Below are 15,327 nucleotides of genomic sequence, written 5' to 3'. Positions count from 1 at the left end.
ATGGCGGCATGCGGTAGCGCCAATTGACAGAGGCATGGCCGGGGCTACCCTGCCAACAGAAGAACAAAAATAAGGGGGAATCGCCGTGAAACCCGTCATCGCATCTTGAGCACATCCGCACTCGCGCCATTCCGCATCCGCAATTATCGCTTCCAGTGGCCGTCCGATCTGCTCACCTCGTGGGCGTTCGAAGTGGAGACGCTGGTGCTCGGCTGGTACATCATGGTCGAGACGGGCTCCGTGCTGCTGCTCACCGTGCTTGCGTCGCTGCAGTTCGTCGGGACCCTGGTCGCGCCGGTGCTCGGCATGATCGGCGACCGGATGGGTCATCGCGACCTCCTGGTCGTGATGCGCCTTGCCTATACCGCGCTCTCGTCGACCATCATGGTCCTGGCGCTGACCGGTCATTTGTCGCCGCTGAGCGTGATGATCATCGTCGCGCTCATGGGCCTGATCCGCCCCTCCGATCTCGGCGTTCGCGGCGCGCTGCTTGCCGAGATCATGCCGCCCGAGCAACTGGTGGGCGCCATCAGCGTTGCGCGCACGACCCAGGACAGCGCCCGCATCGCCGGAGCGCTGACGGGCGCAGGTCTGTTCGCCGTCCTCGGCATCGGCCTCGTTTATGTGGCGATCGCCTGTCTGTATCTCGCGGCCGCACTTCTCATGCTCTGCCTGACCCGGCCGAAAAGGACCGTCACGACGAGCGATCTTCCGGCGAACAGCCACGCGGTCTCGCGATTGCTGGGCGACCTCAAGGAAGGGATCGTCTATGCCTGGAACGGCCCGGGAATGCGCGCGGCGCTGTGCGTCGCCTTCCTGGCCAATCTCACCGCATTTCCCTTCACCGGCGGACTATTGCCCTACATCGCGCGGGACATCTTTCATACCGACCAGACCGGCCTCGGCTATCTCTCGGCGAGCTTCGCCGTGGGCTCGCTGATCGGCTCCATCACGCTCAGCCTGGTCAGCGGACTGCGCATTGCCCGGCTTCTCATCGGCGCAACGCTGGCCTGGTACGCCATGCTGCTGGTGTTCGTCGAGATCAGGACCATGCCGGTGGCGATGGCCTGCCTCGTTCTCGCCGGCATCGCCCAGAGCATGTCGATGATCTCAGCTGCCGTGATCCTGATGCGGACGGCGAGCGCACACCTGCGCGGCCGCGTCATGGGCGTCCGCATGATGGTGATCTACGGCCTGCCGCTCGGATTGCTCGCGGCCGGTAGCCTGATCGACATCATCGGCTATTCCGCGACGGGCTCGCTCTACGCCGCCGCAGGCTTCATCGCGATGCTGGCGATCGCGATCCGCTGGCGCGCCGACCTCTGGCCGGTCCACGCGCCGGCAAATGCGCGCTAGTCCCCGTAGCCGCGCAGCCGCTCGACATCCAAAATGGTGACGCCGCCATATTCGAGCCGCAGCAGCCCCTCCTTCTCCAGCCGGTTCAGCGCGCGGTTGGCGTTCTGCCGTGACATGCCCGAGAGCGCCCCGATCTCCTCCTGGGTGATTTCCAGATGCGCGGTCGACTCGGGATAGAGGATCGGATTGAACAGCGAGGCGATGCTGCGCGCGAGGCGTGCGGTGGCATCCAGCGTGCGGTTGACCTCGAGCATGCCGATGAACTGGCCGAGCCGCTCGTTGAGCTGACGCACCAGGAAGCGGTTGAAGCCGACGCTGTTCTCGAACAGCCACATGAAGCCGCTGCGTTCCATCAGCGCGACGCGGCTGTCGCGCAGCGCGACCACGTCGTAGCGGCGCGGCTCGTTCTTAAGCACGCTGCCCTCGCCGAACCAGGCCCCGGCCGTCAGCCCCGCAAGGCTCGTCTCCTTGCCGTCGCGCGAGACCCCGCCCATCCGTGCCAGGCCGCTCACCATGCCCGCCCAATAGCTGAACGTATCGCCGCGCATGAACACGGTCTCACCGGTGCGGTAGGACCGTTCCGTGATCCCGGTGCGGGCGACCTCGATCTCCGCGTCCGTGAGCTCGCGCGACCAGGCGGCGACCCGCTTCAGTTGATCCTCTGAAATCATGATGCCGAAGCCAGCCGCACCGTTCGCCACCCAATCTCTCTGCTGCACTGCAACACGACCACTTCGACCACCATCCGACGAAAGAAAGGCCACTCCCGCCTGAAAAAACTTTGTCGCAGAATTGTCAGGCGGGAGACATTTCAAAATAGCGCTTTCCCCTATTGAGGACCACCTTGGGCGATGCGGCTTTTGATCCCGATCGGGAGCAAGAGTGGCGCGGCGCCGGTCGAGACCAATAGCTGCATGGCCTCACCGGCACGGCCGTACTAGGATCGCCCGACAGGAACGGATGAAGAGCGCCGCTGAATGCGCCATCACCGGGAGGGATTTGTTTGGTGGCTACCAGTCTCGAAGTGCGCGGCGTGTCCTTGCGATTCGGCGGCGTCCGTGCGCTGACCGATGTCAGCTTTGCCATCAATGACGGCGAGCTGTTCTCGATCATCGGCCCCAACGGCGCCGGCAAGACCTCGATCGTGAATTGTATTTCCGGTCGCTACAAGCCGACCGAGGGCCAGCTGTTCTACCGCGGCCGCGACATCACAGGGCTGACGCCGAACGCGCGCCCCACGCTCGGCATCGGCCGCACCTTCCAGAATCTGGCGCTGTTCCACCACATGAGCGTGCTCGACAACATCATGGTCGGGCGCCATCACCTCCTGAAGAACAATTTTCTCACGGGATCGCTGTACTGGCTCACCGGCGCGCGCAAGGAGGAACTCGAGCACCGCCGCAAGGTCGAGGAGATCATCGACTTCCTCGATCTCCAGTCGGTGCGAAAGGCGCAAGCCGGCACCCTCTCCTACGGCCTGCGCAAACGCGTCGAGCTCGCCCGTGCCATGGCGCTGGAGCCGCGCCTCATTCTCCTCGACGAGCCAATGGCCGGCATGAACTTCGAGGAGAAGGAGGACATGGCCCGCTACATCGTCGACCTCAACGAGGAGTTCGGGATGACGGTGGTGATGATCGAGCACGACATGGGCGTGGTGATGGACATCTCCCACCGCGTCATGGTGCTCGATTTCGGCCGCAAGATCGCCGAGGGCGATCCGGCCGCCGTGCTCGCCGATCCCCACGTCAGGCGCGCCTATCTCGGCGAGGAGGACGAGGTGCTGGTCGACCCGGACGATGCTCCGCCAGCGCAGGAGAGTGCGGCATGATGGATTACGCGGGCCGCGTCGCGCAGGCCGACACCTATCCGAAGATGCTGCGGCTCAATGCCAGGGAGCACGGCAACGAGATCGCGTTGCGCGAAAAGGATCTCGGGCTCTGGCGCGTCTTCACCTGGAATGACTACCATACCCGCGTACGCGACTTCGCGCTCGGCCTCATCGAATTGGGCCTGGGGCGCGAGGACGTCATCGGCATCATCGGCGACAACCGGCCGGACTGGGTCGCGGCGGAAGTGGCAACCCACGCCATCGGTGGATTGAGCCTTGGGCTCTATCGCGACGTGCTGGACGAGGAAGCCTCCTACCTCCTCAACTATGGCGAGGCGCAGGTCGTTTTCGCCGAGGACGAAGAGCAGGTCGACAAGCTGCTCGCGCTTGCCGAGCGGGTCCCGCGGCTGAAGCACATCATCTATTCCGATCCGCGCGGCATGCGGAAATACGACGATCCCAGACTGATGTCGGCGGAAGCGTTCGCCGAGCTCGGCCGCGGCCGCGCCACGCGTGAGCCGGAGCTCTACGATCGCCTCGTCGATGCCACCAAGGGCGAGGATGTCGCGATTCTCTGCACAACATCGGGCACCACCTCGCACCCGAAGCTCGCCATGCTCGCCGCCGGCCGCGTGCTCGGCCATTGCGCGACCTATCTCGCCTTCGATCCGAAAGGGCCGGACGACGAATACGTCTCCGTGCTGCCGCTACCGTGGATCATGGAGCAGGTCTATGTGCTCGGCAAAGGCCTCTTGTGCCGGATGAAGATCAACTTCGTCGAAGAGCCTGACACGATGATGAACGATCTGCGCGAAATCGCGCCGACGTTCGTGCTATTTGCGCCGCGCGTCTGGGAATCCATCGCCGCCGACGTCCGCGCCAAGGTGATGGACGCGACGCCTTTCAAGCAGCGCCTGTTCGACATCGGCATGAAAAGCGGCCTCGCCGCGCTCGCAGACGGCAAACGTTCGAGCTTTGCCGACGCAATCCTGTTCCGCGCGCTCCGCGACCGCCTTGGCTTTACCCGCCTGCGTTCGGCCGCGACCGGCGGCGCGGCACTCGGCCCTGATACCTTCAAGTTCTTCCAGGCCATGGGCGTGCCGCTGCGCACGCTCTACGGCCAGACCGAACTGCTAGGGGCCTACACTCTGCATCCCGAGGGCAAGGTCGATCCCGACACGACGGGCGTGCCGATGGCCGACAGCGTCGAGATCCGCATCGACAATGCCGACGTCCACGGCGTCGGCGAGATCGTGGTGCGGCATCCCCACATGTTCCTGGGTTATTACAAGAACCCGGAAGCGAGCGTTGCCGACATCAGGGACGGCTGGATGCTGTCGGGCGACGCCGGCTACTTCAACGATAACAAGCAGCTCGTCGTCATCGACCGCATCAAGGACCTGGCCGAGACCTCGCGCGGCGAGCGCTTCTCGCCGCAGTTCATCGAGAACAAGCTGAAGTTCTCGCCCTATATCGCGGAGGCCGTGGTGCTAGGGGCCGGCCGCGACGCGCTCGCGGCGATGATCTGCATCCGTTACTCCATCATCTCGAAATGGGCGGAGAAGAGCCGGCTCTCGTTCACGACCTACAGCGACCTCGCCTCGCGGCCCGAGGTCTACGCGCTGCTCAAGAAGGAAGTCGAGACCGTCAACGCCACATTGCCGCCGGCGCAACGCATCTCGCGCTTCCTGCTGCTCTACAAGGAGCTCGACGCCGACGACGGCGAGCTCACCCGCACCCGAAAGGTGCGCCGCAGCGTCATCAACGAGAAATACGAAGGCATCATCAACGCGATCTACCGCGGCGATGCCGACATCCCCGTCGACACCGTGATCCGCTTCCAGGACGGCACCACGCAACGCGTGCGAACGACGCTGCGCGTGGTGGATCTCGGCGGGCATGGGCATATGGCGGAGGCCGCGGAGTGAGCCTGCTTCGAACCGAGACCGCGCTGCCAGCCGATGCGCCCTCTCCCCCTGTGGGAGAGGGCATCTCCGCCGCTGGCCACACCCTCGCCCGGGTGAGGGGTCCTCTCTCCGCACCGTCGCTGCCAAGAGAACCCCTCACCCGGCTTCGCTTCGCGAAGCCACCCTCTCCCACAAGGGGAGAGGGTGCACCGTCATCGCTTCTGCATTTTGCGCGGACATCGACATGAACACCGCCTTCCTCATCCAGCTCCTGGTCAACGGCCTCGTGGTCGGCACGCTCTATGGCGTGGTCGCGATGTCGTTCGTGCTGATCTACAAGGCGACGCAGGTCGTCAACTTCGCGCAAGGCGAACTGCTGCTGGTCGGCGCCTGGGTGTGCTGGGCGCTGCTTGCGAAGTACCAGGTGCCGTTCTGGATCGGCATGCCGATGACGCTGGTGTTCATGTTCGTATTCGGCATCGCGATCCAGGTCCTGATCCTGAGACCGATGATCGGCGAACCCATCATCTCGGTGATCATGGTGACGATCGGCCTCTCGACCGTGCTCCAGGCCACGCTGAAATGGATGTTCGGCGTCAATCCGCAACCGTTCCCGCGCGTGTTCGAGAGCCAGTCGGTCAGCCTGCTCGGGCTTCAGATCCAGACCGTCTATGTCATGAGCCTCGTGGTCTCGGTCGCGATGATGATCGGCATGGCCTGGTTCTTCCGCGCCTCCAAATACGGCCTCGCGATGCGCGCCACCGCGTTCAACCAGCAGGTCGCGCAGTCGCTCGGCATCTCCGTCAAGAGCGTGTTCGCGATGGCGTGGGCGATCTCCGCGACAGTGTCGGCGGTCGCGGGCGTGGTGGTCGCCGTCGTCAACGGCGTGTCCTCGGGACTTGCGGCCTACGGCATCAAGGTGTTCCCGGCGGCGATCCTCGGCGGGCTCGATTCCGTCGGCGGCGCCGTGCTCGGCGGCATCATCATCGGCTTGCTCGAGAACATCGCGCAATATGTCGACAGCGAGTATCTGCACTGGGGCAATCTCTACGAGATCGCACCGTTCTACGTCCTCATCATCGTGCTGATGATCAAGCCCTACGGCCTGTTCGGCACCCACGACATCGAGCGGATCTGATCCATGGCCGGCCCTGCCCTCATCCCTGCTGGTGATTTCCGCACCTCGTACGCGGCGGACACCACGATCTTCCCGACCACGACCAGCCGCAACTTTGCGATCATCGGCGTGCTGTTGCTCTGCCTCGTGCCGCAACTCCTTGGCGGGTACTGGCTCAGCATCCTGATCCAGATCGGCATCTTCTCGATCGCGGCGCTCGGCCTCAACATCCTGGTCGGCTTCACCGGCCAGATCTCGATCGGCCATGCCGCCTTTTTCCTGCTCGGCGCCTTCACCTCGGCCTACATCTCCAACAACGCGCCGATCCCGGTGTTCTTCGCGATCCCGCTTGCGGGCGTCGTCACCGCGCTGGTCGGGCTGATCTTCGGCATCCCGGCGGCGCGACTGAAGGGGCTCTACCTCGTCATCGCAACGCTGGCGGCGCAATACATCCTGCTCGACTTCTTCTCCCGCGCAGAGTGGTTCACCGGGGGCTCGGTGCCCGCCAGCGCCAATCCGTTCTCGATCTTCGGCTTCACGCTGCGCGGCGACAGACAGTATTTCTATGTCGTGCTGGCCTATGTGGTCGCGAGCTACGTCCTCGTCACCAATCTGATGCGCACACGCGACGGCCGTGCGCTGGTGGCGATACGCGACCATTATCTCTCCGCCGAGATCATGGGCATCAACCTCACCAAATACCGCACGCTGTCGTTTGGCCTCGCCGCCTTCTTCGCCGGCATCGCCGGCGCGCTCTATGCCCACTACCAGCTCGTGGTCTCGCAGGAGGGTTTCGGCATCGAGCGCTCGATCCTGTTCCTCGCCATGATCATCATCGGCGGCACCGGTTCGATCATGGGCACGCTGATGGGCACCGCCTTCGTAGTGCTACTGCCCGAGACGATGGAATTCATCAGCCTGTACCTGAAGGGCGGCGCGATCGACAAGGCGCTGTCCCTCAACACCAACATCACCTTCCTGCGCGAGATCGCGATCGGAGTGATCATCATCGCGTTCCTGATGTTCGAGCCGGACGGGCTTGCCCATCGCTGGCGACAGATCAAGGCGTACTGGAAACTCTACCCGTTCTCGCATTGAGCACGGGCAAACTCGCTAACCAACTAATAAACAGGAGGAGGCAACCAATGAAGACAAAATCCCTTTTGAGCACTGCATCGCTCGCGCTGGCGATCGCCGCATTCTCGGCCGGCGCGCAGGCGCAGATCGCGATCGGCCATCTCGCCGATTATTCCGGCGGCACCTCCGACGTCGGCACGCCCTACGGCCAGGCCGTCGCCGACACCTTCGCCTGGGTCAACAAGAACGGCGGCGTCGGCGGCAAGCAGCTCAGCGTCGATACCAACGATTACGGCTACCAGGTGCCGCGCGCGATCGCGCTCTACAAGAAATGGTCGGCGCCGGACTCGAAGGTCGCCGCGATCATGGGCTGGGGCACCGCAGACACCGAAGCGCTGACCGGCTTCCTCGCCCAGGACAAGATCCCCGACCTCTCCGGCTCCTATGCCGCAGCCCTCACCGATCCCGAAGGCGTCAGCGGCAAGGCCAAGCCCGCGCCCTACAATTTCTTCTACGGCCCGAGCTATTCGGACTCGCTGCGCGCGATGCTGATGTGGGCGGCCGAGGATTGGAAGGCCAAGGGCAAGCCCGGCAAGCCGAAGTTCGTGCACATGGGCGCCAACCACCCCTATCCGAACGCGCCGAAGGCCGCAGGCGAAGCCATGGCGCAGGAGCTCGGCTTCGAGGTGCTGCCGCCGCTGGTGTTCGCGCTCACACCGGGTGACTACAGCGCGCAGTGCCTGAGCCTGAAATCCTCGGGTGCCAACTACGCCTATCTCGGCAACACCGCGGCTTCCAACATCTCCGTCCTGAAGGCTTGCAAGACCGCCGGCGTCGAGATTCAGTTCCTCGGCAATGTCTGGGGCATGGACGAGAACGCCGCCAAGACCGCCGGCGATGCCGCCAACGGCGTGATCTTCCCGCTGCGCACCGCAGTGAGCTGGGGCGGCGATGCGCCCGGCATGAAGACGGTGATGGAGATCTCCAAGATGTCCGACCCCACCGGCAAGGTCTACCGGCCCGTGCATTACATCGCGGCGGTCTGCTCGGCGCTCTACATGAGGGAGGCGCTCGACTGGGCTGCCAAGAACGGCGGGGCGACCGGCGAGAACGTCGCCAAGGGCTTCTACCAGAAGAAGGACTGGGTGCCGGCCGGAATGGACGGCGTCTGCAATGCCTCGACCTGGACCGACAAGGACCACCGCGGCACGCTGAAGGTCGACCTCTATCGCACCAAGATCGCGGGTGCGACCGACGGCGACCTCAATGATCTCATGGCCAAGGGCACGATCAAGCTCGAGAAGGTCAAGACCGTCGAGCTGCCGCGCAAGCCGGAATTGCTGGGGTGGTGAGCGCTATCTCCGACGTCATGGCCGGGCTTGTCCCGGCCATCCACGTCTGACCACTCGGCATGAAGAACGTGGATGCCCGGGACAAGCCCGAGCATGACGACAGTAGCAGATTGGCGGCATACCCAATGACCGAAATCATCGACGCAACACGGTCCTCCCCGACCGTCGTGCCCGCACCGCCCCTCCTCGCCGTCCGCAACATCGAGGTCGTCTACGACGACGTCATCCTCGTGCTGCGAGGCCTCAGCCTCGACGTGCCCAAGGGCGCGATCGTGGCGTTGTTGGGCGCTAACGGCGCCGGCAAGTCGACGACGCTGAAGGCGATCTCGGGGCTGCTCAAGACCGAGGACGGCGAGGTCACTCGCGGCGAGATCCTGTTCGAGGGCTCCGCTATCGCCGGCATCGATCCCGACAAGATCGTGCGTCGCGGCATCTTCCAGGTGATGGAGGGCCGGCGCATCGTCGCCGACATGACGTCGCTCGAAAACCTCAAGCTCGGCGCCTTCACCCGCAGGGATCGCGAGGTCGATGCCGATCTCGACATGGTCTTCAACTATTTCCCGCGCCTGAAGGAGCGCACCGGCCTTGCCGGTTATCTCTCAGGCGGCGAGCAGCAGATGCTTGCGATCGGCCGCGCTCTGATGGCGCGCCCGAAGATGATCTTGATGGACGAGCCCTCGATGGGCCTGTCGCCGCTGCTGGTGAAAGAGGTGTTCTCGATTATCCAGAAGATCAACCGCGACCTCGGCGTCACCATCCTGCTGGTCGAGCAGAACGCCCGCGCCGCGCTGTCGGTTGCGAGCCACGGCTACATCATGGAACAGGGCAAGGTCGTGCTCGACGGCACCGCGGACGAACTGCGCGACAACGAGGACGTCAAGGAGTTCTACCTCGGCGGCGCCGGCGATCAGCGCAAGAGCTTCAAGAACCTCAAGAGCTTCAAGCGGCGCAAACGGTGGCTGTGAAACTCAGCTCAGCACCTGCTCCGCTTCCGTGACTGCGCAGAGAACATGATAGAACGACGACGCAGGAATGGTGTCGACCAGCGATTTGCCGTCGCGATCGAACTGGTCGTACCAGCCGCCCTTCACGGGATGGCTGAGATAATGCCGTTCGAGCCGCACCAGCGCCGCGCGCGCCTCGTCCGCAGCGCCCGCCTCGCCGGACTCGGCCTGCGCGATCCACGCCTTGGCCATCTCTGTCTGCGGCCACAGCCGGCGCGTGCTGCGACGGATGTTGCCGTTGGCATCGCCCTCGTCGACCAGGCACCCCGTGGCCTCGTCGCGATAGCGCAGCGCGGTGGCGAGCAGTTCGGCGCGACGCTGTCCGGTCGGGCAACCCGTGATGCGTTCAAACCCTTTCAGCAGCCAGACCCACTCGGCCTGATGGCCAGGCTCGACGCTGACGGGCTCGATCTTGGACCAGTCCTCCTCGAAATACTCCGTCAGGATCCGCTTCTGCTTGTCGTAGAGATTGGCGAGGAACAGCGCGAAGAACTCGCCGGCGCGGTTCTGGAACGACAGATCGTGGGTCGCATCGAAGCACGCGATCATCGCCTCGAACAGATGCATGTGCGGGTTCTGCCGGCGCGGCAGCGAGACCGGCAGGCCTTCATGCACGCCGCCATGCGGCGAGCGCAGATGGCCGTCGAGGAAGGCGAGCAGCGCATCGATCTCGGCGCGAATTTGCGCATCCTGGTCGAGCCCGTAGGCGGCCGCGAGCGCAAACAGGATGAAGGCGTGGTCGTAAGCATCGCGTCGGCCGTCCAGCACGGCGCCGTCCGGCGTCAGCCGGTGCACGTAGCCAGGCCGGCCGTCGGGCGCCTTCGCTTTGCTGAGCAGATGCTCCAGCCCCTTCAGCGCGATGGCGCGCCCCCCAGGGTACCAGCCCATCTGCGCCGCCTTGGCGTAACAATAGATCTGGCGCGCCTGCACGAGCACGCGCCGCGGTGCGGCCGTGTCGGCGGTGCCGTCACGGTGCAGCCGGTCGACGAAACCGCCTGCCGCATCGTCCCAGCCGACGGACGACCACAGCGGCAGCGCCTCGTCGATCATGCGGCGCTTCAGGCGCGCGACGACGTCCGCCGCCTCGTCCGCCACAATGATGCCTTCGTCCGCCATCGCGTCCTCTCCACGCCTCGATACTGGCCGTCTGATACCCATGCCGGCGGCGGCGTGCAACGGATGCCAACCCGGAAAGACCAGCCATGACCGCCCATTACGACGCCCGCGAGACGCGCGAACCAGCCGTGCGCGAGGCGGAGCTGTTCTCCCGCCTGCCGGACGTGCTGCGCGGCGCAATGGCCGCACCCGCCTACGCCGAGCGGCTGAAGGGCATAGATCCGGCCGCCGTGACCTCCAGGGCGGCGCTGGCGGGCCTGCCGGTGCTGCGCAAGTCGGAGCTGCCGGCCCTGCACAAGGCCTCAGCGCCCTTCGGCGGCTTCGTGCCGGCAGCCCCGGGATCGTTCGCCCGCCTCTTCACCTCTCCCGGTCCGATCTTCGAGCCTGAAGGGCGGCAGGCCGATCCCTGGCGCGGTGCGCGGGCGCTGTTCGCGGCAGGGTTCCGTCCCAATGACATCGTGCTCAACACCTTCAGCTACCACCTCACCCCCGGCGGCTTCATCTTCGATGCCTCGGCCCGCGCGCTCGGCTGCGCGGTGATCCCGGCCGGCCCCGGCAATACCGAGCAGCAATTCGAGCTGATCGAGGCCTACCGTCCGGTCGGCTACAGCGGCACGCCGGACTTTCTGAAGATTCTGCTCGATGCCGCAGCAGGCTCGGGGCGCGACGTCTCATCGATCAAGCGCGCGCTGGTCTCGGGTGCGGCCTTCCCGCCCTCGCTCCAAGCCGAAATCAAGGCACGCAGCATCGACGCCTACCAGGCCTTCGGCACCGCCGACCTCGGCCTCATTGCCTTCGAGACCGAGGCGCGTGAGGGCATGGTCGTGAACGAGGATCTGATCATGGAGATCGTCAAACCCGGCACCGGCGATCCCGTCGCGCCGGGCGACGTCGGCGAGATCGTGGTAACCTCGCTCGATCCGAACCATCCCTGGATCCGTCTCGCGCTCGGCGACCTCACGGCAGCGCTGCCGGGCCCGAGCAAATGCGGCCGCACCAACATGCGCATCAAGGGCTGGATGGGCCGCGCCGACCAGACCACCAAGGTCAAAGGCATGTTCGTCCGCCCCGAGCAGGTCGCCGAGATCGGCAAGCGCCATGCCGCGCTCGGCCGCCTGCGCCTCGTCGTCGTGCGCAAGGGCGAGGCCGATGCGATGACGCTGCGAGCGGAAACTGCGGCCGCGAGCGACGCCTTGCGCGAGGAAATTGCAGGCACCTTGCGAGCGGTAACGAAACTCGGCGGCAATGTCGAATTGGTCAGCCCGGGCGCGCTGCCGAACGACGGCAAGGTGATCGCGGACGAGCGGTAAGCGCTCAAATTCCAATTCCCTGGTAACAGGGAATTCTGCGCGAGACCGGTTCAAATAGGCAGGCGCGACGGCCGAGATTCTCGCGCTCTTTGGTGGCACGGACGTGCGTCGGTCGTTGTTGGCGGCGGGGATATTAAGGCATGTAAAATCGGAGCCGTAAGGCGCGCTCCTCGGTCAGGCAGAGGAACGGCCTGTCCGGATGACCCGTTAGGCAACCCCTGTACATTCGCCTCTCAAGTGCATCGTCGAAAAGGCCGAAAATGGCGAGTAGCGCGAGCCCCACACCGCCCGCCATCCCAATCGAACAAATTGCTGCGCGACGCACGCGCGAGGCACGGAAAAATTCCTTACCCACGATAATTCACTACTATCCGAAAAAAGCACTACCGGGAGTTGCCACTCCTGCCCTAAAGCCACGATTCGGGTCAATCAATCCAAGGTCCGGATGCACCCGCCCATGGGTTTTGGGCGGGTTGATTAGACTTCACATATGGCGCAAAGCAAACTCCCATGACAGATTACATCATCGAGGCATTCCAGGGGTTGGGGCAGCTTTCCGTCACATCGGGTGCTGTTCTCGCGCTGTTCTTCGGGTTGGCGGCGCTGATAGTCTTTCCTAGGACGATCCTTATCGTTGCGGCCGGCGCATCATTTGGAATTGGGGCGGCCCCGATCATTCTGGTGGCCGGCACAGCGGGAGGAACGCTGGCGTTTCTGTTAGCCCGCTATATCGCGTCCGGGTGGTTTCGACGAAAGCTCGAACAACGATCTAAATTGGAGGCGATAGCCGAAGCTGTCGACAAGGAAGGATGGCGCATCGTCGCTCTCATGCGACTGGGTGCTCCGGTGCCGAGCGCGTTACAAAACTATCTTTTCGGGCTTACAAGAATCCATCCGATGTCGTTCATCTTGGCCACCCTGGTATTCAGTGCCCCGCAGGTCTTCCTGTTCACCTTCCTCGGCGCCACCGGCCGAGCGTCCTTACTCGAGGACAAGCCCGTCGAACTCACAGTTGTGCCAATCTTGGTGACAGTTGCGATCATCGCCCTTATTTCGTGGCGCGTCCAAAAACTGCTGAGATTGCGCGGTCGATCGGACGGCCCCAACAAGGGCTGTCATTCCATCCGCTAGCATCGAGAGGGGCGCAACTCTGCTTCGAGTCCTTGACAAACCACTTGAAGGGCTGTGAGGAGAGATCACAACTTTTCAGGGGCGGCGGATGACAGCGACAATGGCGCGCCCGGCGGTCTTTTTCGACCGCGATGGCGTACTCAATCACGATCACGGCTACGTCTTCGAGGCGACCAAGTTCGAGTGGAAAGACGGCGCCCGTGAAGCGGTTAAGCTCGTCAACGAGGCGGGCTATTTTGCCTTTGTCGTCACCAACCAGTCGGGTGTGGCGCGCGGGTTCTTCGAGGAGAGCGACGTCCAGACTCTCCATCGCTGGATCGCGAAGGAGCTGGCGGTGATCGGCGCGCACATCGACGCATTTGAATACTGTCCCGACCATCCCGAAGCCGCCATCGAGCGCTATCGACGCGTAAGCGACCGTCGCAAGCCCGCGCCCGGCATGATCACCGATCTCCTCAAGCGCTTTCCGGTGGCGGCCGAAAGAAGCATCCTGATCGGCGACAAGCCAAGCGACATGGAGGCGGCCGAAGCTGCGGGCATTCGGGGCCTATTGTTTCAGGATGGAAACCTCGAAGCGTTCGTGCGGCAAGCGCTCTCCTTGCGCTGAGCGTGAGCGATTCAACCCAAGTCTAGCACGCCGACAAAGCTGATCGAGGTGACCGACATCAAGCAGCTTGCGACGCAAGGCGCGTCATTTTCGGAGAGTGATGCTGATCATCCATGTCAGCGCACGCATTGCGGCAAGCGGAGCTATCAACCAAACGAGGCCGTAGCTATCCAGCAGCGTCGCCGTTAGAGGTACCTGAGTCACGTAATACGCGTAGAGGCAGCCTGCCACCTGCGTGGCAATGTTCACGGGATCGTTGCCCCTCGCAAGGACTGAAATTAAACCAATTAGTGAACCGGCGATCACGGTCGCCAAGACAGCGTAAAAGAGTCCCCCCTCAGCATAGCCTGACAGGCCCACACCGGCCGGTTGCGAACCCGTCGTGTATGTGATGGCGGGATAAATCACTGCGAACACTTTCGTGGCCGGATAGCAAGGCTGCGGAGCAAGAAGTCCGCTGAAGGTCGGCCGCACTATGCCGCAACGTTGATCGGGATCCGAAAATATCTGCACATAGTATGGAATTCCAACCGCCATCCTGAATACGCCCGTTCGCACGATCCAAATTGCCTTCTTCAACACTCCACTGAGTCCGCTCTCCGACGGCTCTCCATCGGCGGTTGATGGCGAGCCAAGCGGGGACGATGAGTCCGAACCGGGCAGCGGAACCGCGAGCGACCGTCCCGGGGGACTCGCAAGCGTCGGGCCGGTGCTCTTAACTTCGCAAAATTGGCTCAGAGCCAGGGCCAGGTAGATCGTTCCTCCTGCCGCGATCGTCACGACCGCGCTGCGCACGAGGCCGAATCCAGAGAGCGCCAACGTCAATCCGAGCACTAGCACATAGAGAAGCGCCGGTGCTTTCTGAACAGTTGCGACATCAAGCCAAAGAACGATCACGCTCAGCGCCGCGCAGGCCCCGAGGCTGATCTTTTCACGCTTGAGCAACCCCCGCGCCAGCAGATAGCAACCGATGATGGGCAGACTTGAATAGACGAACGAATAGTACTTGTTACCAAGCAGACTGAACAATTCGACCCGCCTCAGGATCTTCTCCTCGTAGCACAGGCTCTGATCCCACGCCTCGCTCGCGGACAGGCCGCCCGCCTGCGCAAGCTTGTAAACGCAGAAAGCGATCATGGCGCCCGCCAACACCAGCGGAATCCACAGGGGCACCTCGTCGGAAAATGAGAGGCTTGCTGACGCAAAGACCTTCTCGGTAGCGATCGCAGCAATCGGCAGAACGACGAGCGTCAGTAGAAACAAAAGCCAGTAAGTTGGAGATCCGAGCGTGGTCATCCACGCGTAAGGAACTTCCTGAGGAAAGAACAATCGGCCGAGCTGTTCTTGTCCAACAGGAAACGGAATTAGCGCCGCGGCACCCGAGGTCGCGATGTAGGCGGAGACCGCCACACCGACGGCCAGATTGCCCCGTCGCATCTTCCTGAAGTTCATGAAATCGCTCTAGCACTACATTCGTCGGACAAACGGCGTCAGATCCTTCATCAATTCGGGCGGGTTCGCG

General features: G+C 63.6%; 13 protein-coding genes. 10 read left to right on the top strand and 3 right to left on the bottom strand.

What is annotated here, in order from left to right; genetic code table 11:
- The first annotated feature begins 105 nt into the window (after positions 1-105).
- Positions 106-1,356: an MFS transporter gene (locus tag ABIB99_RS03980; protein WP_175618111.1), complete on the top strand. Its 1,251-nt coding sequence runs from the start codon at positions 106-108 to the stop codon at positions 1,354-1,356.
- Here ABIB99_RS03980 and ABIB99_RS03975 read toward each other — a convergent pair.
- Positions 1,353-2,027 (bottom strand): Crp/Fnr family transcriptional regulator, encoded by a 675-nt coding sequence (locus tag ABIB99_RS03975; RefSeq protein ID WP_208089500.1) that lies wholly within the window; start codon positions 2,025-2,027, stop codon positions 1,353-1,355. The genes ABIB99_RS03980 and ABIB99_RS03975 overlap by 4 nt on opposite strands.
- Before the next feature lie 335 nt (positions 2,028-2,362).
- Between ABIB99_RS03975 and ABIB99_RS03970 the strand changes: the two genes are divergently transcribed.
- The 6 genes from ABIB99_RS03970 to ABIB99_RS03945 all read left to right on the top strand — a co-directional run bounded on the left by ABIB99_RS03970 (position 2,363) and on the right by ABIB99_RS03945 (position 9,602).
- Complete coding sequence (locus ABIB99_RS03970; protein WP_014493868.1) at positions 2,363-3,184, top strand: ABC transporter ATP-binding protein; 822 nt, start codon at positions 2,363-2,365, stop codon at positions 3,182-3,184.
- Positions 3,181-5,112: a long-chain fatty acid--CoA ligase gene (locus ABIB99_RS03965; protein WP_247309743.1), complete on the top strand. Its 1,932-nt coding sequence runs from the start codon at positions 3,181-3,183 to the stop codon at positions 5,110-5,112. Before ABIB99_RS03970 ends, ABIB99_RS03965 begins: the two co-directional genes overlap by 4 nt.
- A 223-nt stretch (positions 5,113-5,335) precedes the next feature.
- Positions 5,336-6,229 (top strand): branched-chain amino acid ABC transporter permease, encoded by an 894-nt coding sequence (locus tag ABIB99_RS03960; RefSeq protein WP_014493866.1) that lies wholly within the window; start codon positions 5,336-5,338, stop codon positions 6,227-6,229.
- A gap of 3 nt (positions 6,230-6,232) precedes the next feature.
- Complete coding sequence (locus ABIB99_RS03955; protein WP_071912027.1) at positions 6,233-7,306, top strand: branched-chain amino acid ABC transporter permease; 1,074 nt, start codon at positions 6,233-6,235, stop codon at positions 7,304-7,306.
- A 47-nt stretch (positions 7,307-7,353) separates the two neighbouring features.
- Complete coding sequence (locus tag ABIB99_RS03950) at positions 7,354-8,637, top strand: ABC transporter substrate-binding protein (protein WP_208070463.1); 1,284 nt, start codon at positions 7,354-7,356, stop codon at positions 8,635-8,637.
- Between the two features lie 125 nt (positions 8,638-8,762).
- Positions 8,763-9,602 carry an ABC transporter ATP-binding protein gene (locus tag ABIB99_RS03945; RefSeq protein WP_135214483.1) on the top strand — a complete coding sequence of 280 codons (840 nt, stop codon included), beginning with the start codon at positions 8,763-8,765 and terminating at the stop codon, positions 9,600-9,602.
- A gap of 3 nt (positions 9,603-9,605) precedes the next feature.
- Here the strand turns inward: ABIB99_RS03945 and ABIB99_RS03940 are convergent, their stop codons facing one another.
- Entirely contained in the window at positions 9,606-10,757 is a 1,152-nt protein-coding gene (locus tag ABIB99_RS03940) for an AGE family epimerase/isomerase (RefSeq protein WP_208087783.1), read from the bottom strand.
- Positions 10,758-10,843: 86 nt separating this feature from the next.
- On the opposite strand from ABIB99_RS03940, the gene ABIB99_RS03935 reads away from it, so the two are divergent.
- The 3 genes from ABIB99_RS03935 to ABIB99_RS03925 all read left to right on the top strand — a co-directional run bounded on the left by ABIB99_RS03935 (position 10,844) and on the right by ABIB99_RS03925 (position 13,805).
- A complete protein-coding gene (locus ABIB99_RS03935) occupies positions 10,844-12,067 on the top strand; it encodes a phenylacetate--CoA ligase family protein (protein ID WP_247309740.1) in 1,224 nt (407 codons plus the stop codon).
- Between the two features lie 510 nt (positions 12,068-12,577).
- Positions 12,578-13,198: a TVP38/TMEM64 family protein gene (locus tag ABIB99_RS03930; RefSeq protein WP_247309737.1), complete on the top strand. Its 621-nt coding sequence runs from the start codon at positions 12,578-12,580 to the stop codon at positions 13,196-13,198.
- Between the two features lie 100 nt (positions 13,199-13,298).
- Positions 13,299-13,805, top strand: a complete 507-nt coding sequence (locus tag ABIB99_RS03925) for a D-glycero-alpha-D-manno-heptose-1,7-bisphosphate 7-phosphatase (RefSeq protein WP_038957525.1) — start codon at positions 13,299-13,301, stop codon at positions 13,803-13,805.
- An 84-nt stretch (positions 13,806-13,889) separates the two neighbouring features.
- Here ABIB99_RS03925 and ABIB99_RS03920 read toward each other — a convergent pair whose 3' ends face one another.
- Entirely contained in the window at positions 13,890-15,257 is a 1,368-nt protein-coding gene (locus ABIB99_RS03920) for a hypothetical protein (RefSeq protein ID WP_208070457.1), read from the bottom strand.
- Between the last annotated feature and the right edge of the window lie 70 nt (positions 15,258-15,327).

This window comes from Bradyrhizobium sp. LA6.1, assembly GCF_040547805.1.
Taxonomy (GTDB): domain Bacteria; phylum Pseudomonadota; class Alphaproteobacteria; order Rhizobiales; family Xanthobacteraceae; genus Bradyrhizobium; species Bradyrhizobium barranii.
This window is presented reverse-complemented; position numbering and strand designations above follow the sequence as displayed.

What these genes read in the sequence shown, in the direction of transcription:
- ABIB99_RS03965 (WP_247309743.1), top strand. Translation starts at nt 3,181, where the DNA reads ATGATGGATTACGCGGGCCGCGTCGCGCAGGCCGACACCTATCCGAAG.
- ABIB99_RS03925 (WP_038957525.1), top strand. Translation starts at nt 13,299, where the DNA reads ATGGCGCGCCCGGCGGTCTTTTTCGACCGCGATGGCGTACTCAATCAC.
- ABIB99_RS03935 (WP_247309740.1), top strand. Translation starts at nt 10,844, where the DNA reads ATGACCGCCCATTACGACGCCCGCGAGACGCGCGAACCAGCCGTGCGC.
- ABIB99_RS03950 (WP_208070463.1), top strand. Translation starts at nt 7,354, where the DNA reads ATGAAGACAAAATCCCTTTTGAGCACTGCATCGCTCGCGCTGGCGATC.
- ABIB99_RS03920 (WP_208070457.1), bottom strand. Translation starts at nt 15,257, where the DNA reads ATGAACTTCAGGAAGATGCGACGGGGCAATCTGGCCGTCGGTGTGGCG.
- ABIB99_RS03940 (WP_208087783.1), bottom strand. Translation starts at nt 10,757, where the DNA reads ATGGCGGACGAAGGCATCATTGTGGCGGACGAGGCGGCGGACGTCGTC.
- ABIB99_RS03960 (WP_014493866.1), top strand. Translation starts at nt 5,336, where the DNA reads ATGAACACCGCCTTCCTCATCCAGCTCCTGGTCAACGGCCTCGTGGTC.
- ABIB99_RS03945 (WP_135214483.1), top strand. Translation starts at nt 8,763, where the DNA reads ATGACCGAAATCATCGACGCAACACGGTCCTCCCCGACCGTCGTGCCC.
- ABIB99_RS03955 (WP_071912027.1), top strand. Translation starts at nt 6,233, where the DNA reads ATGGCCGGCCCTGCCCTCATCCCTGCTGGTGATTTCCGCACCTCGTAC.
- ABIB99_RS03930 (WP_247309737.1), top strand. Translation starts at nt 12,578, where the DNA reads ATGACAGATTACATCATCGAGGCATTCCAGGGGTTGGGGCAGCTTTCC.
- ABIB99_RS03975 (WP_208089500.1), bottom strand. Translation starts at nt 2,027, where the DNA reads ATGATTTCAGAGGATCAACTGAAGCGGGTCGCCGCCTGGTCGCGCGAG.